Source organism: Butyricimonas sp. DFI.6.44 (assembly GCF_022132345.1).
GTDB classification, from domain to species: Bacteria; Bacteroidota; Bacteroidia; order Bacteroidales; family Marinifilaceae; genus Butyricimonas; species Butyricimonas muris.
Genome location: NZ_JAKNJD010000013.1, coordinates 71,199 through 93,597 on the forward strand (window position 1 = coordinate 71,199; position 22,399 = coordinate 93,597).

Genomic DNA, 22,399 nt, shown 5'->3' on the forward strand with positions numbered 1-22,399 from the left:
AAAGTTTCTTGATAGGTCTACTTTTTAGCTTTTTGCAGAACAATATCGATTTGTGTTTTCTGACCTACGGAGACCTCTTGTGTTTTCATTTCTTTTTTCGAGAAAACCAGTGTGTCTGCGTTTGTCACGAAAAGAACGTAAGTTCCTTTCGTGTTTGTGCGTGTGCCAACTTCTCTTCCTTTAATCATAATCGTAACATCGCTCAAAGGTTTTCCCGTGGTATCTGTTACTGTACCAGTGACTTTTTTCTGGATGTCAAGTGCATTTGTCGATAAATGATTACCGAGGATAATTCCACCTAAGATAAGGAGAATGAATACAATCTTTGTTCGCATAATAGAGGTTTTTAGATAATGCTTTTAATAATCTGTTCTTTCGTGTAATTTAGAGTAGTATTTGGTATTGTCTGCTGGTTTTGAAGTTGGGGGGATTTTTTTGAAATCTCTCCTTGTAAGATAACATTAATTACAGTTTGATTTTTTACTTGAACTTTTTGAGTTTGCATTCCAATGAATGAAAATTCGAGAACATTTTTTGAGGTGACATAGATAGTGTAATTCCCCTCGGCATCTGTAATAGCACCGGTGTTAGTACCTTTGATTTTAACTGTTGCTCCAGCTATTGGTTCACCTTGGGCGTTAGTGACTTTTCCTGTTACTTTAAATTGTTGATCTACAGCCATTGTAATAAGACTAATTCCTAATAGTAGGGTAAAGAGCATTGTAGCCTTTCTGATAAATGTTTTTGTTTTCATGTTTTAAAATTTTAGATTAGTATTAGAAATGCCGAGTTATTTGCGACTTGTTATTGGCCGATATATTTCCATTTCACGGCATCTGCATAGATGATTTGATCCGGATTAGTGGTTTTATCGCTTAATGTAATGGTGTTTGCTCCGGCAGGGAAATCGAATGTACCAATAGATACCCAACCCTCGTCCGCGGGTTCTATTCTTAAAGTGACCTTTTCCTCTCCGTTTTTTGTTGTTAGCGTGTAATATTGTTCCGAGTGTCCTTCAGCGGGAGCTTGGTTTTCGACGAGGTAAACGAAAACTTCGTATCGCCCTTCTTCGGGCAATTCTCCCGTCCACGCTACCGGGGCATTGCCTTTCCCGGCTTTTTTGAATACCATGCTTTTGATGATGTCGCCGTGGAAACCTTGTGTTCCGGCACAGTATGTCCATTCTGTCGGGGCGGCCTCGTTGATGATAAAAAGCATGTGTTGGAAAATGTATGTTTTCTCTTTCTTCGGGGAAAGTAACGTACCTAGTTTTTTCTTCCGGGAGGTAACGCCTATCCTGAAACCGTTGTCTTCGTTATCGACGATAATTTCATCCGAGGGAGGAAAGAATTGTTGATTATCGATGGCAAATTTGCCGCGTGAGGTGTCTTGGGTGATGCTTGCGTCTTCATGAATTTTATACGAGATGCCGTTGGGTATATTCCATGATAGATTCAGGTTAATTTCAAAGTTCGGGATACGTTCTATTTCCCTTGTTTCTTTAATTTCCCAGCTTGTTCCCGCGGGAATGCGGTAAGCTTGTTTGTTCTTTCCGGTTTCTGTTGTTGTTGATATAATACCTTCTGTTTCACTATTGTTGTATATTTTGAAGGATAGTTGGTACAATTCACTTTCATCCGATTCTATTTTTTGTGCTTTTATATCTTTCACGATATAGCTCGGGATTGACTGCGCATTATACCATAGAGGAATGAAATCGTTAAGATGGATATTGTAATGATCGGCTATTTCCATGCATAAAGAATCGAAGGATAATTCTTGGAAATGATGTTTGTTCCGGTAAACATTTATGAAACGTTGAATTTCTTCCGGTGGTATTTGCAAGTTAATGTGGTTTATGAATTCGAATGTTTTAAGTTGGAGTATACTTTCTAGGGTTGAAAAGTGAAGCGTGTCGTCATTCAGTGCTTCTCTCAGGCTATGTGATGAAAGATAACGGTTTGCCTTGAGTGATTCGTTATTTCCCATGAAGTGGATGAGTTGGCGTTGTTTTTGTGTTTCAAAAACATATAGAATTTTATCCATGACAGGATAATCTTTTGAATAGAAGTAGCTGGAATGATTAAAGAATAGAGATGTTAGGTCGTGATAATTGTTTATCATTTCCGGTGTTTTGCTAGCTCTCCCGAGAGAGGGTACGAAAATATTCCGGGAGTCGCGTATTGTTGATGGTTGGAATAATTTACGAATAATAAAATCGAGGTAGAGTTCTTCTCGTGTTTTATTGTAGGGGAGTCCCATGTTGATTCTATTTTGTATACTTTCTTCAATTTGATTCCGGAAGTGACGAGAGAATGTAGTGTATGACGTGATCCATTTTTCCGGAAACAGTACGATTTCCGGTTGAATGAACTCGCTCCCGTTACTCCATTTCCGGGAGAAGGTGGTGAACGACACGGGTGTTTCGGTCAACGTGAATTTCGTGAACGGGTATTGTTTTCGGATGCGTCCTTCCATGTTTTCTTTATTTTCCCGTAAAGTAGCTTCCAGTTTTTCTCTTGTTAGGTTTTTGAGTAGTTTTTCTAGGTGGTTATGACCTTTGAACGTGTATAGTTCCATGGTCACGGAATCTACTTCAATGCTCTTTTTCTCGTAGTCCCCGATGCATAGCGTGAGTCCGGTCAGGTTATACTTGTTATTGAATAATATGGTGTCCTGTTTATGTTCCGGTATTCCTTGGGATATGACGGTTTTATTTTTTCCAGTGATAACTTTCAGGGAAAAACGGGTGAAGTCTTTTATCACGGCATAGGGAGTGCGTAAATTCACGGGAGGGATAGTCGCGGGATACCATAGACATTCCGGTGTCAGCAGGGTATAATCGTCCCCCACGTATGCGTAGCGTTTGCCGAAGTGTAGGGGGGAGTTCTGGTATTGGTCGTTCCAGTATTCCCGTGTATTTACATCCGGGTAACATACACGTTCATCGATTTTCCCTTGATAATTTATTCGTAGTGATAGCGAATCCCCGGGTAATAGCGGATGGGACAGGGTAATTACTTGATTTTCCCTGCTGAATTTGACTTCTTTCCCATTATCGAGGGATAGCCGCGTGAGTTTCAGCGTTGGATTTAGGTACAGTAAGATTTCGGGGATTGGGTTCTTTGTGGTATTCGTGATTAGCAATTGGCTGTAGTAAAAAAGTTGATCGGCATTTTGACGCATGCTAAGTTCGTGTCGGGTAATGTGTGTCGGGGGATAATCGTTGTATTTTAATGCCGTTTCCCGATATCGATTCCGGGTGACCTCATCCGTTCGGAAATGGTTGTAATAATTTAGACCGGGGAGAATACTCGCGAATAGTATTCCTGTCGCGATGACACGAATATGCGGATTTACACGGGGATTGTTTGGAAGTCGTTTTTCCAGTCCGATAGAATAAATGATGCAAGCTATTCCTAAAAGCAGGAAACATGTTCGTTGCGTCAAATAATTCGATAGGGCGACGTGTCCGGTGATATCCGAGAACACGTTGGGTAAACAGGTTGCTCGAAAATCAAAGAGCCCGTGTTGTAGAGTCGGTATATAATACAAGGACACGAGCATAAATATAAATAAGAACAACATGGATATTCCCCCGTTTCTGACTAGAGCGGTTGTCAATATAGACAGTCCGGTCAAGAATAAGAGGGTGGGGAATGACAACGTGAACCAATAAAAGATGTACGGGAAAAGTTGAAAAGGGGAATCACTGTCGAAAATGTGTATTCCCACGGCAGATACAATAGATATTGCATTCAGTATAAGTAAAGTGGTAATAATTCCCATGCTTTTCCCGATGATATATTCCGTGTTGCTTGCATTTTTAGTTTGTATTGCGACTAGCGTGTCCGCGTGTTTTTCTCGTCTTCTCCATTCACTGACGGCTAAAATGATTAAGACTGATTGGAGTATGGTGAACAGATACGTGTTCACGAAAGGCACGGATGACGGCAGGGCAATCATAAACCAATAACTGGCTTGTTCTTTGCTTTGTAGAGAGTGTTGAAGAAGAAAAATTGTGATTAATCCCAGCAAGGCTATTCCTTGGAATACCGTGTTTCTCCGGATAAATTTTCTCTCATAACGAGTGATAGTTCTAATGTTTTGAAGGTTCATGGCAGTCGTTTTATATAAATAAAGACACCGCTGAAACCTTCGCGGGATGAATGAAGTGGGATATATTTTATTCTATTTCGTATTTTCCTGAATTGAAATATTCCCGGAGTTTACGGATTGCGGAGTATTTCAGGGTTTTTATCGTGTTTATCGAGATACCCATGATTTGTGCGATTTCTCTGTTTTCATAACCGGATAGAACGAGACGCATAATTCGGGCGCTTTGAAGTGGTAACGTGTTGATAGCGTTGATTAAGGCTTGGTTTGTATCTTCCGCGATCAGTAGGTTTAGAACTTTCGGATCTTCAGATTCTTCCATTTCCAATTTATTGTATCTCTCGTTTTCTCGTCGTTGTCCTCGTAGATAGTTTAAAGATTCGTTCTTTACCATCGTATAGAGAAAATTGTCTATTAGGTTGATCTCTTGTAGATTATGCTGGTCTTCCCAAAACTTGATAATCACCTCTTGTGCTATGTCTTGAGCCACATCCGGAGAACCGACAAAACGAACTGCAACAGCGCATAAAGGGGCATAGTGCTCTTTGATAAAAGTTTCTAATTCAAGGTTTTTCTTCATATCAATAATCGTTCGTTTAAAACGATTCGAGAATGCCCGGATACAGCCGATATTTGGCTGTTGTAATAGGTTAATAATGAATGTTGTAAAAATAACCGAAAATAAATCTTGTGATGATTTGGTAATATAAAAAAACGAAGGTTAAATAATATCGAGTGCAAGTATAAAAATAATTTTTGATTTTTTCCTGTTTTCATTCATCCCGTGACTCTTTTTGTGGTGTCTATATAGAAACGAAAGAAAGATGATGACATATAGTAGAGCGGAAATACTGGCACAAATTATTATCCGAGTGAAGTTGGGAACGGCCTCCGCGGAAGAAAGAGAGGTATTGGGAAGTTGGCTGGACGAGAGTGAGGATAATCGCCAATTGTACAAGAATATTATTCGTTGGAAATGTATTCGGGAGAGGTTGAGATTGGAAGATGAAATTAACCAGACGACGGACTTCAAGCGGGTACACCGGGTCGTTTCAAGACGTTTGGTTCATAAGGATTTCGGACAGAAGCAGTGGCGGCGGATCGGTTGGGTTGCCGGGATTGCGGCAGTATGTTTATTCGGGGTGTTCTTGACGTGGAACTCCAAACGGCAGCCCGATACGCTTGTTGGCGTGAATGAACGGCAGGATATCAGGAAAATACCCATGCAGCCCACGAGAGAAAAAGTGATGCTGGTACTTGAAGACGGGCGTCAGTTCGGGTTGGTTAGTCACGCGTCGGATAGTATAAAATTGTCACAAGTGACCCTTATCGGCGAAGGAAATGGTTTATCATATAGATTGCACGCGGATTCCGTTCCCCGGCAGGAATCCCGACATAGAATTTATACCACGGTCGGGGGTGACTATGCATTGGTATTGAGTGATGGAACACGGGTTTGGTTGAACGCGGAAACAGAGTTGGAATATCCCGTGCAGTTTATCGGTAAAGAAAGGGTGGTCAGACTGAAAGGAGAGGCTTATTTTGAGGTGGAACACGATGCAGAGCGGCCATTTATAGTGGAAACGGGAGATATGCGGACGCGGGTACTTGGTACTTCGTTTAATATCAGCGCTTACGCGAACGAGGACGCCGTGTACACTACGCTATTATCGGGAAAAGTGGAAGTAGGTTTGGCGGATAACGCGGAGCATGGGATTGTTCCTGTTTTGTTGAAACCCGGAATGCAATCCCAGTGGGAAAGAGGAACGGACGATTTCGTGGTGCGTGAGGTCGATCCGGCTAATTACGTGGCATGGAGGTACGGGGTATTCGTGTTTAATGAAGACGATCTGGATGTTGTTACCCGTATGCTTTCCCGGTGGTACGAGGTGCGTTTTATCACGGACGGCATACGCGTGGGACATCATACATTTAGCGGAAAAATGAGTAAAGACGAGAAACTTGAATCAATCTTGAAGATGTTGACTATGGCAGGAGGACCTGAGTTTAAAATTGAAGGAAATATTGTACGCGTTATAGAGAAACGATAATAAAACCGGAAATGCGTTGCAGGCATTCCCGGTTAATTAACCTTGTTGACAGCAAGGTACTTGTTTAATTAAAACAGAACAAAACTATGAAAAAAAACTACAAGACAAAAGTGTTTTGTAGACTTTCGGTGATGCGGGTGGCGTTTTGCAGCATTTTACTGCTGTCATTAAACGCTTTTTGGATAAGCTCATCGGTCTACGGGCAACAGAATGTTAAAAGAATTTCTTTAAAACAGGAGCAGGTAAGTGTGCTTGACGCTTTGAGGGAGATCAATCGACTGAGCGACAATATGGTCGTGTTTAAGAAAGAAGAGGTAGAGAAAGAAACGAAACGAGTGACGATTGACTTGAAGGACGTGACTGTCTTGGATGCAGTGAAAGCTTGCGTGGAGAATACTAACCTGACTTGCGTGGAATACGCGGGCAGGGTGGTGGTAACTCCGAAAAAAGAAGCACTCTCGTTGACTATCACGGGAGTTGTGCGTGACGACAAGGGGGAACCTTTACCGGGGGCAACGATTGTTTTGAAAACCGATTCCTTGCAGATTGGTACGAGTGCCGACGTGCAGGGTGCGTATCGTTTGACTGTCCCGACGAGTGCGACAACATTGGTATTCTCTTTCATGGGATACAAAACCAAGGAGGTAGCGATCAAAGGACAAACGACGATTAACGTGGTACTGGACGAAGACGTGATGAATGTCGAGGAGGTTGTCGTGACGGGTATTTTTACCCGGAAAGCCGAGAGTTATTCGGGTTCCGCCGTAACTATCCGGGGTGAGGAATTGAAACGTGTCGGGAACCAGAATCTGTTCCAGAGTTTAAAGAATCTGGATCCCTCGTTATTGATTATGGATAATATCGCTCAAGGGTCGAACCCTAACGCGATGCCGAATATGCAATTGCGCGGCGCATCTACTTTTCCTACTGACGAAACTTCTTTGAAGAGTCGTTTTCAAGATGATCCGAACACCCCTTTGTTTATTTTGGACGGGTTTGAAACTACCACGGAGAAAATATTCGACATGGATATGAACCGGATCGAGAGCGTGACCATTTTGAAAGATGCGGCGGCAAAAGCGATTTATGGTTCAAAAGCGGCGAACGGGGTGGTCGTTATAGAAACGAAAAGGGCGCCTCAAGGACAAACGCTCGTATCCTACGTGGGAAGTCTTGATTTGGAGATGCCGGATCTTACCAGCTATGATTTGACGAATGCTTTGGAAAAGCTGGAAGTCGAGAGAAGAGAAGGGTATTACGAGAGTTTGGGGACGTTCGTGGACGATAAAGTTGATTACATGCAATTGTACAATGAGCGCTTGCGGAGAGCTAAGGAAGGACTGGACACGTATTGGTTATCCAAACCCTTGCGCACGAGTGTGGGGCAGAAACACTCCTTGCAGGTGGAAATCGGTACGGAAATGTTATCCGCTATAGGTTCTTTTTCTTACAACGACGTGAAAGGAGTTATGAAAGGCTCCGACAGAAGGATTATCGGCGGTGATTTGAACTTATCCTATCGTGCGGGTAAAGTCCTGTTCCGGGATATTATGAGTGTGTCGAGTATGAAAAGTAATGATTCTCCTTACGGTGATTTTTCAACTTATGCGGCATTGAATCCTTATGTTTCGCCTTATGACGAGAGTGGGAATTTAGTGCAATATCTGGATGATTTTACTACTGGTAGTTCAAAATTGGGAAATCCCTTGTTCGATGCGAAACTGGGTGTGAAGCAAACGGATACTTATCTGGATTTTACTAATAATTTTTACGTGGAAATACAACCGTACGAGGGGTGGAAACTTATGGCTCGTCTGGGAATGACTTCGAAAAGAACGGATAGTGAGGATTTTTTCCCGTCAGATCATTCGAAGTTTAAGGATTATTACGATGACGAGGAGTCACAATTGAGAAAAGGAAGCTACGAGATGAGCAACGGGAAATCGTGGACGATATCGGGCGATTTCTCCGTGCAATTCAGTAAAGCGATTAAGAAACACGATTTGTTCGCGACAGCACAATGGTCGGTAACGGAAACAAAATATTCGGAAGTTACCCATTACACGGAGGGGTTCCCGAATAAACGAATGAACAGTATCATATTTGCCCGACAATACGCGAAAGAATCAACCCCGACAGGGAGTAATTCGATACAACGGGAGTTAAGATACGTGGTTTTGGGCGGATACAGTTATGACAATCGTTTCCTCGCCGATTTGACCCTACAAGGAAGTGCGGCTTCTGTTTTCGGGACGGATAACAAGTGGGGAACATTTTGGAGTCTTGGTTTGGCATGGAATATTCATAACGAGAAGTTTATGGAGAATAGCAATATCCGGCAATTGAAATTGCGGGGATCTGTCGGAACTACCGGGAATCAGAATTTTGCCAGTAATTTGTCTATGTCCGTTTACAACTATTACACGAATAAATATTATCAAGGTTTCTCTGGAGCTTATTTGGCGAACATGGAGAATCCTGATTTAGGTTGGGAAGAAAAGGTGGATTACACTATCGGTTTGGATGCCAATGTCGGGAATCTACTTTTGAAATTCGATGCTTATATCGCTGATACGAAAAATATGGCGTTTAACCGTAGTTTGGTTACTTCCACCGGATTCTCTGTCGTGCGTGATAATTTGGGGAAGGTGAGAAACAAAGGTATTGAATTATCCGCTACTTATTCGGTGATCCGGAAAAAAGATGCTTTCCTGAATGTCTATTTCAAAATTGCCACGAATGATAATCGGGTTAAGAAAATCTCGGATGCCTTGAGATCTTATAACGAACAGATGAAACAGGCGGCTATTGACGAGAAACAGACTATGCCCGTGGCGATTTATCAGGACGGTAAGCCTCTGAATTCTATCTGGGCAGTGAAGTCCTTAGGAATTGATCCGAATACGGGGCAGGAAGTATTTCTCGATCTCGACGGGAATAAAACCTTCACGTGGAGTGCGGCGAATTTGGTGTACTGTGGTTCTTCCGATCCGAAGTATAACGGTAACTTCGGTTTTAACGGGGAATACAAGGGATTGGGATTGAGTGCCGTATTTACTTATTACGGGGGTGGAAAAATGTATAACAACACGCTCGTGAGTCGGGTGGAGAATTGCTATATCGGAAATAATGTCGATCGTCGGGTTTTCTCCGATCGTTGGTATTATTCGGGACAGAATGCACAGTATGTAAACGGGTACAAGAATGGCGGAACGCAAGCTACTTCTCGTTTCGTGCAGAAAGATAACGTGCTTACGATTTCTTCGTTGAGTTTATATTACGAGATTCCGCAAGATATAGTGAAACGAATGTATTTACAGCGTTTGAAATTGGGTGTGTATATGAATGACGTGGCCACTTTTTCATCCATAAAAGTAGAAAGGGGAACCAGTTATCCGTTCGCCCGGACGCTTTCATTCAGTTTGCAAGGAACATTTTAAATAGGAAAGACATGAAAATAAAAATATGGTATATCGGAATCGTGACGTGCATGATGTTCATGACAACGGCATGTAACGATTGGTTGGAAACAACTTCGGAGACTCAGGTGGAGGCATCGGATTTGTTAAATTCCGAGGATGGGTTTAAAGATGCGATCATCGGTGTTTATATTAACATGGGAAGTGAAGATGCCTACGGTAAAAATTACACGTGGTTTGCCAACGATTTGGCAGGCTCCCCTTATAAAATACAAGGAACTCTGGCAGAGTACGAGGTTTGGCAGAAACACAGGTATTCCACGGTAAGAGGATACGCTACTTTCAAAAAGATGTGGGCGAGGAGTTATAACGTGATTGCCAACGTGAACGAGATATTGACTTATCTGGAAAAAAACGGTAGCAAACTGGATAGTCGGGTGTATAACTTGATGAAAGGTGAGATGTTGGGAATACGGGCTTTTGTTCATTTTGACCTGTTACGGATGTTCGGTTTGCCTGATTGGGTAGCTAATGCCGATAAATATACGGTTCCTTACGTGACTGCATTCACGAAGGAGCAAACTCCGCAACGTACTTACAAAGCGACAGCCGAACTGCTGTTCGAGGACATAAAAAATGCCTTGGCTTGTTTGGAAAAAGACCCGGCGCGTAAAGAGGTAAGCGAGAGTGATTATGAGGATATTAATTTGGACGGATTCTGGGATGACCGGGGAAAGCGCATGAATTATTACGCGGTGGAGGCTTTGGCTGCCCGTGTTTGTATGTGGGAAGGAAGTGACGAGAGGTTGGAAGAAGCTCTTGGGTATGCGCAAGATGTTATTGATCATAGTTTTGCCGAGTGGATTGATCTGGAGGCTTTTTTAGCAACATCTGTGAACGATTATCGTGATTGGACTTTCTCGACGGAACATTTATTCTCGTTGGAAGTCATGGGGTTGACAGATTTGACACAAGGGTATTTGCTAGTGACCAGTACGGATTATCAGGGGATTAAATTGAGCGAGGATGCCGTATTGGAGGTATTGTTCAAACTTTACGAGGGATCTGAAATATTGCCTTCGGCGAACGACGTGCGCTACAATACGTTGTTAGTTCCGGTTGACGGGGGGGCGGCTTACAATTGCCGTAAATTATACCAGTCGGATAATTATAACCGGAATTATCGGAATAGAATCCCGATGATGAAAATCTCGGAGATGTATTATATCGCCGCGGAGTACTATATCAATAAAGGGTTGAATGATAAAGCATTGTCCATGTTGGATATCGTGCGGGAACACCGCGGGGTTATCGAAACGTATGACCCGCTGACAGCGGATGCCCGTGAAGAATTGACCTTGGAATACATACGCGAATTTATGAGTGAGGGACAGACTTTCTATTATTGGAAACGAACGGGTATTGCTTGTCCCGTGACCGAGTTTGAAATATCGCCGGAAGATTTGATTTACCTGTATCCGCAGGAAGAGGTATCCGAGGGTGGAAGACATCAGGATTTATAATTTAAAAAGAATAAAGATGAAAAGTCTGATAAAATATGGATTGGGATTTGTAGTGTGCCTCTTTTTCGCGAGTTGCAGCGACGAGAAGGTGGAGTTCTATAATGCTAAGGATTGTGCGTTGAATTTTTCAACAAAAGAAGTTCAATACTCTTACGCGAAGAATTTGGAGAAAAACGATGTGGTTGTCCAAGTGCCGATCACGGTCGTGGGACCAACGACGGATTTTGACAGGGAAGTTTCTTTTACAGTTTTGCGGGATAGTAGTCGCAACGTGGCGGAAGGGGATTACTCTATCGCCCCTTGTGTGGTGAAAGCCGGGGAATTGTCTTCGCGTCTTGATGTGACGATAAAATATAGCGAGGAACTGGCGGATACTTCTAAGTTGTTATCCTTGCAATTGGTGGAAAATGATTACTTCGGAGCCGGAATGAAAGGCAATGATATGGCTTCTGTCTTGTGGACGGACTTGCTGGTTCGCCCGCACCAAACGACGATATGGAGAACGTGGTGGTTCTGGTTCGGAAGAACGTATAGCCGGAATTTCCACGAGTTGCTGATTACCGTGTTTGGTGACGAGGTGGAGATTACCAGCTATTATGCCGTAACTTCCGTTATCGAGGAGCATCCGGAATTTGTCCGTGTTGCGACATTGCCATACTGGTATGCGGCAAATCGCAAGTTGCGCGATTACGTGGAGGCTTACGATAAGGCACATCCGGATGCGCCGTTGATGCATAGTGATGATGCGCAGTACTATTCTTCTTATGCTTTGGGAGTCGGACAGGGAGTTTCCCGTGCCGGTTATACCATAGCATCGACGTTGGACAGAAGGTATTAATTTAAGAATTTTATGACTATGAATAAAATGATATACGTGTTGCTTGTCATACTGGTAGGAGGGATTGTATCCTGCTATGACGACAAAAGCAAGAAGGCTAACAGGGAAATACCCGAGGTAACCATAACGACGGACAAAGAAATACTGGAGGCTGTCTATGGAAAAGAGTTGATCGTGAAGCCCGTGATAAAGAAAGGCGATCAGGGGAGTGCCAATCTATCGTATCAGTGGCAAGTAAATCTCACTCCCCGGGGACATGAATTGATGGACATCGGTGAAGGGGCTGAATTAATTTACGAGGTGGCGAATGAGCCGAGTGGTAATCCTTATTTGTTGGTATTGAGAGTGACTGATAATGACGAGGGGATTGATTATTACAAGATGTGGGATTTGTACGTCAGTAATTCTTTTGGTGAAGGTTTGCTTGTTGCTCACACGGGAAACAGTGGGGAGACTTCCGATCTGACTTTTGTTAAAGCTCCGCAGGTGACATACGGTTACGAGGAAGAGCCGGAATATACCCGCGATATATATTCTTTTGCCAACGGGGGACTTATTGAAGGACGTGTCAATTCGGTTGTTGCCAATATAGCGACTAATGGGGCTACATACAATTTGTCCCGTTTGGTTATTGGTACGGATAAGGAGATATTTTCTGTGGATCCGGTAACTTTCGGGCGTACGATGTCGAATGAAGATTTGTTTTTTCAAGCACCAACCTTGTTTAAAGTGGAAACAATAAGTACGGCTGTGGGTAATTGCTTGCTTACCATTATTGATGGAAAAGCCTACGGGCAGATAGGTAACGGAGCTTATCAATTTTTCTCCCCGATGAACTATGCCGCCGGTTCTACCCAAGTTTTTAACGGGAAATTGGCAGTGGAAAAAACTACTAGCGTGATGACGGCCGCGTTCACTTGTTATGACGAAACGAACGGTTATTTCGTTTATGGTGCTAACTTTTTGGTGTTTAATAACGGTGCAACTTCTATACTGACGCAACAGTTGGGAGAAGGGCAGTATGTTTTTGATCCGGGTAATTTGCCGAATAAAAAAGCAATAGCGGCAGGAGTGGGTAATAATTCGGAACACTTGCACTTGTTACGGGACTTAAACTCAGGTTTGGATACTTTGTTTAAAATATCGTCGATAAGTTATGTTCCCGGCGGAACCGGAAAGATCTCCATAAACGAGTGTACGGATATCACTCAGGCTGTTGATTACGCTTTTTGCGAAAACATGGATGTGATGTATTACGCCACGGATGACAAAATCTATCCGGCGCTATTAGCCGGAAGCAGTGCCCGGAGCGGCACACCTTGGAATTTGCCTTCAACAGGCGAACGTATAACGAGAGTTCAGGTATATCAGCAGGCATGGTATGGAAATAGTGCTTATTCTTCGGAAGATTACGAGTTTATACATGCTCAACACCAGAAGCAATTGTTGGTATCGACGTATAATTCGTCCACGGGTGAAGGAAAAGTATATATTGTGCCTATTACCACTTTAGGAACAGGAGCACTTGGAGAAGCCTCGCAAATATTGACAGGTTTCGGGGAAATAACAGCAATAGGAACAACATTAAAATAATCATCTTACAGAAGGGGAGAGATGGTGAAATGCCGGGAAACCTCTCCCCTGTTTATTAATTACATCATTATGGAGCAACCAATAGTAAAAGTAGAGCATCTGTCTCATCGTTACAGCGTGCAGTGGGCGATTCAGGATATTAATTTTGAAATTTACGAGAAAGGAATATTAGGTCTGTTAGGTTCAAACGGGGCAGGGAAGTCTACTACCATGAATATCATGTGCGGCGTGTTGAATCAGACGAAAGGTGAAGTGTACATTAACGGGATTAACTTCCGGGAAGACCCTATCGCCGCGAAAATGAATATCGGCTTCTTACCCCAGAAACCGCCGCTGTACACGGATTTGACGGTAGACGAGTATTTGGCGTACTGCGCGGAATTGCGGTCTGTGGAACCGAAGAAAATTAAGTCTGCCGTGCTGTCAGCCATGGATAAATGTGGTATATCGCATTTTAGCAAAAGGTTGCTGAAAAACTTGTCGGGCGGTTACCAGCAACGAGTAGGGATAGCTCAAGCTATCATCCACAATCCCAAATTCGTCGTGCTGGACGAACCGACCAATGGTTTAGACCCGAATCAGATACTTGAAATCCGGGATTTAATCAAAGAGATAGCGTACGATCGCTCGGTATTGCTCTCGACACATATTCTCTCGGAGGTACAGGCGACTTGCGACCATATCAAGATGATCGAGCAGGGACATCTTGTCTTTTCCGGAACAATGGATGAATTTAACAATTATATACAACCCCAATCATTGTTAATCACGTTGAAAAATCCTCCGTCAATCGAGGAATTACAACAAATACAAGGTGTCGTGCGTGTGGATTCGGTGACAGCGAAGAACTTTAGAGTGTGGTTCGAGCCGGAGGAAGACATCAATAACCGTATCGTCAATACGAGTGTTGCACGAGGATGGATGTTGAGTGAGATCACGGTGGAACGGAGTTCTCTGGATGAAATATTTGCCCGCTTGTCCGGTAAAAGTAAACTTGAAGCGTAATCGGTTATGAGAAAAATATTAAAAATTGCCGCGACAGAGTTATGCACTCTGTTCTATTCCCCCATAGCTTGGTTAATCCTGATTATTTTCACGGTACAGGCGGGAATGCAGTACGTGAAAGTAATAGATATCATGTTGATGCAACAGTTCTCCAGACCGTTATGGTACAGTATCGCTAAAGAATTGTTGACCGGGGCGTGGGGAATATTCCCGAATATGCTGGGGCATCTTTATTTATATATCCCTTTGTTGACCATGGGATTGATGAGTCGGGAATTTAGCAGTGGTTCTATCAAATTGCTTTATTCCTCGCCGGTATCCAGTTTCCAGATTATTTTCGGGAAATATCTTTCCATGATGGTATATGCTTTGATTCTGGTAGCGATCGTACTTGTGTTCGTGGGTTTCACCATTCTGCACGTGCCTCATTTTGATATATCTTTGTTACTCTCCGGTATTTTGGGCTTCTATCTGGTCGTGTGTGCTTATGCCGCAATCGGTTTATTCATGTCCTGTCTGACGTCTTATCAAGTCGTGGCGGCTGTCGCCACGTTGGCGGTTCTGACTTTCTTGAATTACGTGGGGAACATTGGGCAGGGGATTCCGTTCGTGCAGGATATCACTTACTGGCTGTCCATTTTCGGTCGTTCAGATCAATTGATCGACGGTTTGATTTGCAGTGAAGACGTGTTGTATTTCTTGATCGTTATTGCGTTATTCGTCACGCTCTCTGTGATGAAAATTCAAGCTGGGAAAACGAAGAGAACCAAGAGTGTGGCTGCCATGCGTTACGGGGGTGTAGCCGTCGTGGCGATGTTATTGGGGTATATCACGTCCCGTCCGGGATTGATGTGTTATTATGATGCCTCTTCCATTAAGGTTAATAGCTTGACTGCCGAAAGTCAGGAAATCATGAAACAACTGGACGGGGGAATGACGATCACAACCTACGTGAATCTGTTGGATGATGAACGCAATCTGATTTTCCCCGCTATGGCGAATAGTGATAAAGCCAAGTTCAAAAAATACATTCGCTTCAAACCGGAGATCGAAATGAAGTATGTCTATTACTACGCTGATGCCGGGAATGAAGCATTGAATGAGTTGTACCCGAATCTTGATTTGAAACAAAAGGCATGGAGGGTTGCCACGCTGAACGGGCAGAATATCGAGCGTTTTCTTACCCCTGAAGAGATCGACAAACAGATTGATCTGTCGGGAGAAGAATACCGTTTCGTGCGGCAAATCGAGCGGGCGAGCGGTGAAAAAGCCTTTTTGCGCATCTTTGAAGACGGAAGTCGTGATCCGAGAGAAGCAGAACTATCTGCCGCGATGAAACGTTTGGTGATGAAATCCCCGAAGGTGTATTTCCTTACCGGACATGGCGAACGGGATATCAACAAAGCCGGGGATAAAGATTATCGTAGTTTCACGAAAGATCGTAGTTTCCGCTATGCATTGATAAATAACGGTTTTGACGTGGTAAGTCTATCTCTGGCAGAAATTCCCGTTATCCCGGAAGAAGTAAGTGTTCTGGTGATAGCGGATGTGCAATCACCTCTAAGCGAGGATGAATTACAAAAAATCGATCAATACATCGGGCGAGGTGGAAATCTTGTTATAGCCGGAGAGCCGGGAACGTCCGGAGTGATGAATCCTATCACTCGTCCCTTGGGCGTGCGCTTTGAACAAGGAACTTTGGTACAACCCACGGGTAGTTATGCCGACGATCTATTGATCTGTCGTTTTGTAGAACCGGGGGTCAACGTGATGACCGCATACCGGGGATTATTCCGGAATAATTACGTGATCACGATGCCCGGAACAGCCGTAATGAGCTATGATACTACCGCGGGATTCCGGGTTGCCCCTGTACTGTCGACGTATGACAAGGGCAGTTGGAATGAGTTGGAAACTGTGAACTTCACGGACGAGAAAGCGGTGCTGAATGTCCGGGCGGGCGAGGTGGAACAGACATACCCGACTTTGCTGGCTCTTACCCGGCAAGTCGGTGACCGGGAACAACGGGTGGTTGTCCTTGGGGATGCCGATTGCATGAGCAATGCGGAATTGTTGATGAATCGGCGTGGCGTGCGTGCGGCGAACTTCAACTTGATCACGGGAATGTTCCGGTGGTTGAGTTACGAGGAATTCCCTTTGGTGTTAAGTGCGATTTCTCCTCAAGACAAAGTGTTGGAACTCACGAAGGACTCCATGACGTGGGTGCGTGTCGGGTTGTTGTGGGTACTTCCCGGGTTATTCGTGTTGGGATATATCGGGATTTGGTTAAAAAGAAGACGGAGATAATACGGTAATTTTTAGAGTATGAGAAAAATATTAAAAATAGCGGGGAACGAGTTAAAAGCTCTTTTCTATTCACCCGTGGCGTGGTTTATACTGGTGATATTTGTTTTTCAAGCGGGTAGTAGTGGCGTGCAGTGGCTTCAAGCTTTTCTTCGTCAACAATTTCTGGGCGATCCGATAGAATACAGTATCACGACGGCATTGTTGACCGGGATGACGGGAATGTTCACCGCGATCCAGCAGAATCTGTATCTCTACATCCCGCTTCTCACCATGGGATTGATGAGTCGGGAATTGGGAAGTGGTTCCGTGAAATTGTTGTACTCCTCTCCGGTGACGGCGGGGCAGATCGTTTGGGGTAAATTCATTTCGATGATGGTTTACGGTTTGTTGCTGGTAGGTGTGCTGCTGGTAATTAATCTTTTCGTGGCTTGTATCGTACCTTCCTATGATTTCGGTTTACTCTTTTCCGGTTTGCTGGGTTTATCCCTGTTGATGTGTGCTTATGCGTCTATCGGTTTATATATGTCGTGCCAAACCTCTTACCAAGTGGTGGCGGCGATGGGAACACTGGCCGTGTTAATCGTGTTGAACTTTATCGGAGAGGTGGGTCAGAGTGTAGAATTTGTACGGGAAATCACCTATTGGTTATCCATTAAAGGGCGTGCGACACAATTTATCAATGGTCTGGTATGCAGTGAAGATTTGCTTTATTTCGTTATCGTGATTGCTTTTTTCCTGACACTCTCGATCATGAAAATCGAGGGACATCGGGCAAAAAGGAGCAGATGGGTTTCCATCGGGAGATATTGTGCCGTGGTAGCTGTCGTTGTCGCTGCAGGCTATCTGACTTCCCGTCCGGGATGGTTGTTATATCACGATATGACGGCGGACAAAACGCAAACTCTGACGAAAGGCAGCCAAGATATACTGGCAAACATGAAGGGAGATCTAACCATAACTACTTACGTGAACCTGTTGGGAGTGAATAGTACCTACGGGATGCCGGAACGGGTAAAAGGTGACATGGAGAACTTCAAACAATATATACGCTTCAAATCGAACATTGAATTGAAGTATGTCTATTACTATTTGCTTGATAATGAAAATATCCGTGTTCGTTATCCGGGATTGAGCGACCGGGAAGTTGCCATGAAATACACTGACATTCAGAAATTGAATATCGATATGTTTTTGTCGCCGGAAGAGATTAAAAAACAGATAGATTTGGCTCCCGAGGGGTACCGTTTCGTGCGTCAACTGACTTTGGATAACGGGGAGAAAGTCTTCCTTCGACTTTTCGAAGATCAACTCGTGTTCCCCCGGGAAGCTGAAATTTCGGCTGCCATGAAACGTTTGATCGTGAAACCTCCCAAGGTGGCTTTCCTCACCGGTCACGGGGAAAGGGATGTGAATAATGTCGGTGACCGGGATTATTTCTCTTTTGCGAATAACAAAACTTTCCGTTACGCTTTGATTAATCAGGGATTCGATGTTATTTCTCTTGATCTGTCCCGTGGAGGGACTATTCCAGTGGATGTCGATATCCTCGTGATTGCGGATATGCGGATTCCTTTCACTGAGCAGGAACAGCAAGCGTTCGACCAGTATATTGCTAGAGGAGGAAACCTGATTATTGCCGGAGAGCCCGGTCGACAGGCTGTTATGAATCCCTTGGTAGAACCGTTTGGTGTTCGTTTTATGCCGGGAATGCTCGTGCAACCCACGAAAGATTTTAACGTTGACCTCATCCAATGTGATGTGACAAAGGCCGCCGCGGAGATGACGTACGCTTACGAGAGATTGTTGAAGAAGAAAAATAAAATTACTATGCCGGGGGCGGTCGGTTTGGATTACACGACCGACAAAGGATTCCGGGTGCAACCGATTTTAACCACGGCAGACTCCGGTTGTTGGAATGAACCGAGTGTACAACGGGCGTCTGAACTGAAAGCCCCCCTTTCTCTCGGAACAGGAATCGTCGGACAGGCTTACCCGACAGCCTTGGCGTTAGATCGGCAAAGCGGCGGTAAAGAACAAAGAATCATAATCCTCGGTGATGCCGATTGTATCAGCAATGCAGAATTAATGATGTTCCGCAAGGGTATCGATGCTTCGAATTACTCCCTGATCACGGAATCTTTCCGTTGGCTCAGTGGCGGAGAATTCCCAATTAATACCCGCCGTCCCGATCCGCGGGATACTTCCGTTTCCATGGAATTACCTTCCATGATTTGGGTAAGAATCGGATTCTTGGGCGTTTTCCCCTTGTGCTTTATTGTATGTGGTATTGTTGTCGGGTATCGAAGGAAGAAGAGATAATTAAAGTATCAAGATGAAGTATAGGACTATTCAACTGTCCCTGTTTGCGGGGGAGGGTTGAATAGTCCTTTTTCGTTGTGTTTACACCAGCGTGAAACTTGAATTTAGTGCTGTTTTGAGTTCTTGTATCAGTTTATTCGCGTTTAGGGGTTTGGATACATAACTATTGAATCCGTTTTTCATGATTCGTTCCTTATCCGAGGCGAAAGCATATGCCGTGACGGCGATAATGGGAACCGAATCAGAGAATTTCCTTATCTCTCGCGTGGCTTCGTAACCATCCATTTTGGGCATATTGATATCCATGATGATGATTTGAGGTTTGTGTTGTTGGTATAATTCAACTGCTTCCTGTCCGTTCCACGCGTGGATAAGTTTGTATTTTGAGCCGAGAATAGATTGAAACAGCAAATAATTGCTTTCATTGTCTTCCGCTATCAGTATTGTGATATCTTTCTGTTTTATGCATTCTTTCTGTATTTCTATAATAACAGGTTTGCTTTCTTCGGTAGTGGCAGTCAGGTATGGGATGGTGAACCAGAAGGTGCTGCCTTTGCCTTCACCATCGGATTCTACACCAATACGACCTGACATTTTTTCAACGATGCTTTTGCAAATGGAGAGACCGAGCCCGGTTCCCTGTGCGAAATCGTTCAGTTTGGTGAAACGTTCGAAAATACGTTTTTGTCCTTCTTGTGATATGCCTAATCCAGTGTCGCGGACGAAGAAACGGATTTCATCCTCTTGCAGTTCATAACCGAAAGTGATACATCCTTTGGGGGTAAATTTGCAGGCGTTTGTCAGTAAGTTTATCAATACTTGGGACAAACGATTGGGTTCTGTTTGGATGTAACAATCGGCAGCCCCGAGAGTGAAGTTCAATATTACCCCCGGCTGAACTCGTAGGCGTACGGTGCTTTCCACGGAACGAATGAGTTCATTCAAGTTGGTAGATTGGTAATTGAAATCGAGCGTGTTTGATTCTACTTTTGCCAAATCGAGCACGTCATTAATCAATTGTAGCAGTAATTGATTGTTATTCTCGATGATTCCTATAAATTGTTGTTTCTGTTCTTCGTCTTCAGTCGTGGTCAACAGGTTCGAGAATCCCACGATAGCGTTTAATGGCGTGCGTATCTCGTGGCTCATGTTGGCGAGGAATGCGGATTTCAGACGGTCGGATTCTTTCGCTTTTTCCCTTGCCGAGATAAGAGCCTGTTCCTGTTTTTTGCGTTCGGTAATTAATAGCAATGAGCCGATAAGAGCGGTGGGGTGCTCGGTATTATCGCATTGGGACACGGCGGCGTTGATTTCCAGCCAGTCAATGTGTTCTTTGCCCGCTTTTTGAGAAACAATGCGGAATTCTGCCTTGGTGTATTGTAATTTCCCGTTTAAAAAGTCGTGGTGTATTTGCTTTACCCGGGCAACGTCCTCCGGGTGTATTCTTTGGAAGTATTCGCTTTCTTCGATGATATGTATCGAGTGAGTCGAGCCTTCCTGCTTGGTGAAGTTCATGTGGCTCAGTACACGTTGTACCTCGCAGGCTATTTTGTGATTTTTCAAATCCCAACGCCACGGGATAATACGTGCCACGCTCAATGTCATATCCAATTTTCTCGCCGATTCTCTTAAATCGTTCTCTGCTTTGCTTCGGCTTGTGACATCCAGCCCGAAGATATCAATCACGTTTTCTTCTGCCGACTGGCAAATGATGAATTCATAGAAAGTGTTGGTTTGTTTGAAATAATGCGTGAACGTGACCGAACTTTCTTTTTGGAAGACGGTTTCGATGAAAGGTGAAATATATTCCACGGGGAAAAGCGGATGCTGCTGGTCGTTATCCGTGTTTTGCTTGGCTAGCGTGTTGAATGACTCGTTCGTGGAATGGTAAGTCAAGCGTGTCACGTGACGGTCTTTATTGAAATTGACGGCGGCTTGCGCGTAACAGATGGGCATGTTGCGTACCAGTATGTTGTGTGTCTTGAAGAGGGCGAGTTTCTTGCGTTGGAACAAGGAGTTCAAGACGGCAACAATAATCAGCGACACGAGGATAATGATACTGATGATGAGCTGCCAGCTATATTGTTGCCATAGGGTTTTCGGTTTGTTGATAAACTTTGTTCCCGGCAGACAATTTTCAATGGAAAGGTGGTCTTGGACTAGTTGAATGTAGTTGACCACGGGGTGGGATTTTGTAGAATAGATAAAAGGAATGTTGCGCATGGATTTCCCTTCCAGCATTTTGATGACAAGTGCCGGAAGAGCTTCTTGTGTTTGTTTTCGCTCGGGGAAATAACCGCCAAGAACACCATCTTGAAGATAGGCACTTCGTAGGGCGAAAACGGGATGGGGGGATGCGGAAATCATACGTGTATCCCCGGAAATGAGCGTGGGGAAGCCGTGCACGTTTTTGCGTTCATAGAACCAAGTGGAGAAAAGTAAACCGATTGTCAGATCCCGGCTGACCAAGTATTCTTGCAAGTGTTCGGCGTTTTGATCGTTACCCACGAGCCACTCGTATTCGAGGGTAGGGTATTTTGCTAAAATATACGCGTGAACAAGTCTGTCCAGATAACGATTCGTGTAAAGTTCGTCCGCGATGAAAACGATTTTCTTTATTTGTGGCTGCATTTGTACCATCATATCGATGGTTTGTTCGTATAGGAGCGGTATCTCGATATACGCGAAATTGTATTGCTCTCTGACTTGGGATAACGGGGTTAATTTACAGTCCATTAAATTTAGTGTGCCACCCGTGTAATAATATTCGTTCGGTGCGAATGAATCCTCGTTACCGATTAATATCATCGGGATATCGCCCCATTCTTGTTTGATACGATCTCTTAAAGTAAAAGCCATGTTGCCGATTAGTACCAGATAGTCAGGTTTTTTATTTTCGAAACGGGTGAAAATGCCGTCTTCCATCTGTTTGAATAATGTCTTGTTACGGATGAACGTGCCGTTCATGTGAATGATTTCGGCAGACACTCCTGCGGTCTGGGCTGTTTGCATTGTGATAGGAGTGATCAATTCCTGACTCCATGGAGCTCCTTCGTTATAGGAATTGATAATAAGTAGACGTTGCTGCTCTTTGGCTTCTGTTGTTTGGGGTATGAGCGCCGATGCAAATCCCAAGTATGCAAATAGCATAACCACGCACTTGGAAATAAGATAGGATTTTTCGTGTATCATTATGGCAATATATTTTCTTCGCTTGTAAAATTGTAT

Annotated in this window: 13 protein-coding genes; 8 read left to right on the forward strand and 5 right to left on the reverse strand. The window is 43.9% G+C overall.

The annotated features are described in order from the left end of the window. Positions 1-17: 17 nt before the first annotated feature. From L0M98_RS17570 to L0M98_RS17585, 4 genes are all read right to left on the reverse strand, one after another. Complete coding sequence (locus L0M98_RS17570) at positions 18-335, reverse strand: carboxypeptidase regulatory-like domain-containing protein (protein ID WP_186975919.1); 318 nt, start codon at positions 333-335, stop codon at positions 18-20. An 11-nt stretch (positions 336-346) separates the two neighbouring features. Beyond that, entirely contained in the window at positions 347-754 is a 408-nt protein-coding gene (locus L0M98_RS17575; protein WP_186975918.1) for a carboxypeptidase-like regulatory domain-containing protein, read from the reverse strand. Positions 755-804: 50 nt separating this feature from the next. Continuing rightward, positions 805-4,119, reverse strand: coding sequence for a golvesin C-terminal-like domain-containing protein (locus L0M98_RS17580; RefSeq protein ID WP_227217118.1), 3,315 nt, complete (start codon positions 4,117-4,119; stop codon positions 805-807). 67 nt (positions 4,120-4,186) lie between these two features. Further along, positions 4,187-4,696 carry an RNA polymerase sigma factor gene (locus L0M98_RS17585; RefSeq protein WP_186975916.1) on the reverse strand — a complete coding sequence of 170 codons (510 nt, stop codon included), beginning with the start codon at positions 4,694-4,696 and terminating at the stop codon, positions 4,187-4,189. Positions 4,697-4,940: 244 nt separating this feature from the next. On the opposite strand from L0M98_RS17585, the gene L0M98_RS17590 reads away from it, so the two are divergent. The 8 genes from L0M98_RS17590 (at position 4,941) to L0M98_RS17625 (ending at position 19,171) form a co-directional block, all read left to right on the forward strand. Then, the gene (locus tag L0M98_RS17590; protein WP_227217117.1) at positions 4,941-6,167 is read left to right on the forward strand and encodes a FecR family protein; all 1,227 of its coding nucleotides are present in this window, start codon (positions 4,941-4,943) and stop codon (positions 6,165-6,167) included. A gap of 86 nt (positions 6,168-6,253) precedes the next feature. After that, complete coding sequence (locus tag L0M98_RS17595; RefSeq protein ID WP_227217116.1) at positions 6,254-9,607, forward strand: SusC/RagA family TonB-linked outer membrane protein; 3,354 nt, start codon at positions 6,254-6,256, stop codon at positions 9,605-9,607. A gap of 11 nt (positions 9,608-9,618) precedes the next feature. After that, the gene (locus L0M98_RS17600) at positions 9,619-11,109 is read left to right on the forward strand and encodes a RagB/SusD family nutrient uptake outer membrane protein (RefSeq protein WP_227217115.1); all 1,491 of its coding nucleotides are present in this window, start codon (positions 9,619-9,621) and stop codon (positions 11,107-11,109) included. Between the two features lie 16 nt (positions 11,110-11,125). Continuing rightward, positions 11,126-11,947, forward strand: a complete 822-nt coding sequence (locus L0M98_RS17605) for a DUF4843 domain-containing protein (RefSeq protein ID WP_186975913.1) — start codon at positions 11,126-11,128, stop codon at positions 11,945-11,947. An 18-nt stretch (positions 11,948-11,965) separates the two neighbouring features. Beyond that, complete coding sequence (locus L0M98_RS17610) at positions 11,966-13,540, forward strand: PKD-like family lipoprotein (protein ID WP_227217114.1); 1,575 nt, start codon at positions 11,966-11,968, stop codon at positions 13,538-13,540. Between the two features lie 69 nt (positions 13,541-13,609). Continuing rightward, positions 13,610-14,545, forward strand: coding sequence for an ABC transporter ATP-binding protein (locus tag L0M98_RS17615; protein WP_186975911.1), 936 nt, complete (start codon positions 13,610-13,612; stop codon positions 14,543-14,545). A 6-nt stretch (positions 14,546-14,551) separates the two neighbouring features. After that, positions 14,552-16,852, forward strand: coding sequence for a Gldg family protein (locus tag L0M98_RS17620; RefSeq protein WP_186975910.1), 2,301 nt, complete (start codon positions 14,552-14,554; stop codon positions 16,850-16,852). An 18-nt stretch (positions 16,853-16,870) separates the two neighbouring features. Then, positions 16,871-19,171 carry a Gldg family protein gene (locus tag L0M98_RS17625; protein ID WP_227217113.1) on the forward strand — a complete coding sequence of 767 codons (2,301 nt, stop codon included), beginning with the start codon at positions 16,871-16,873 and terminating at the stop codon, positions 19,169-19,171. Between the two features lie 81 nt (positions 19,172-19,252). Here the strand turns inward: L0M98_RS17625 and L0M98_RS17630 are convergent, their stop codons facing one another. Further along, positions 19,253-22,363 (reverse strand): response regulator, encoded by a 3,111-nt coding sequence (locus L0M98_RS17630; RefSeq protein WP_227217112.1) that lies wholly within the window; start codon positions 22,361-22,363, stop codon positions 19,253-19,255. Positions 22,364-22,399: the final 36 nt, after the last annotated feature.

Coding starts and splice junctions, on each gene's coding strand:
- L0M98_RS17570 (WP_186975919.1), bottom strand. CDS start 335: ATGCGAACAAAGATTGTATTCATTCTCCTTATCTTAGGTGGAATTATC.
- L0M98_RS17575 (WP_186975918.1), bottom strand. CDS start 754: ATGAAAACAAAAACATTTATCAGAAAGGCTACAATGCTCTTTACCCTA.
- L0M98_RS17580 (WP_227217118.1), bottom strand. CDS start 4,119: ATGAACCTTCAAAACATTAGAACTATCACTCGTTATGAGAGAAAATTT.
- L0M98_RS17585 (WP_186975916.1), bottom strand. CDS start 4,696: ATGAAGAAAAACCTTGAATTAGAAACTTTTATCAAAGAGCACTATGCC.
- L0M98_RS17590 (WP_227217117.1), top strand. CDS start 4,941: ATGATGACATATAGTAGAGCGGAAATACTGGCACAAATTATTATCCGA.
- L0M98_RS17595 (WP_227217116.1), top strand. CDS start 6,254: ATGAAAAAAAACTACAAGACAAAAGTGTTTTGTAGACTTTCGGTGATG.
- L0M98_RS17600 (WP_227217115.1), top strand. CDS start 9,619: ATGAAAATAAAAATATGGTATATCGGAATCGTGACGTGCATGATGTTC.
- L0M98_RS17605 (WP_186975913.1), top strand. CDS start 11,126: ATGAAAAGTCTGATAAAATATGGATTGGGATTTGTAGTGTGCCTCTTT.
- L0M98_RS17610 (WP_227217114.1), top strand. CDS start 11,966: ATGAATAAAATGATATACGTGTTGCTTGTCATACTGGTAGGAGGGATT.
- L0M98_RS17615 (WP_186975911.1), top strand. CDS start 13,610: ATGGAGCAACCAATAGTAAAAGTAGAGCATCTGTCTCATCGTTACAGC.
- L0M98_RS17620 (WP_186975910.1), top strand. CDS start 14,552: ATGAGAAAAATATTAAAAATTGCCGCGACAGAGTTATGCACTCTGTTC.
- L0M98_RS17625 (WP_227217113.1), top strand. CDS start 16,871: ATGAGAAAAATATTAAAAATAGCGGGGAACGAGTTAAAAGCTCTTTTC.
- L0M98_RS17630 (WP_227217112.1), bottom strand. CDS start 22,363: ATGATACACGAAAAATCCTATCTTATTTCCAAGTGCGTGGTTATGCTA.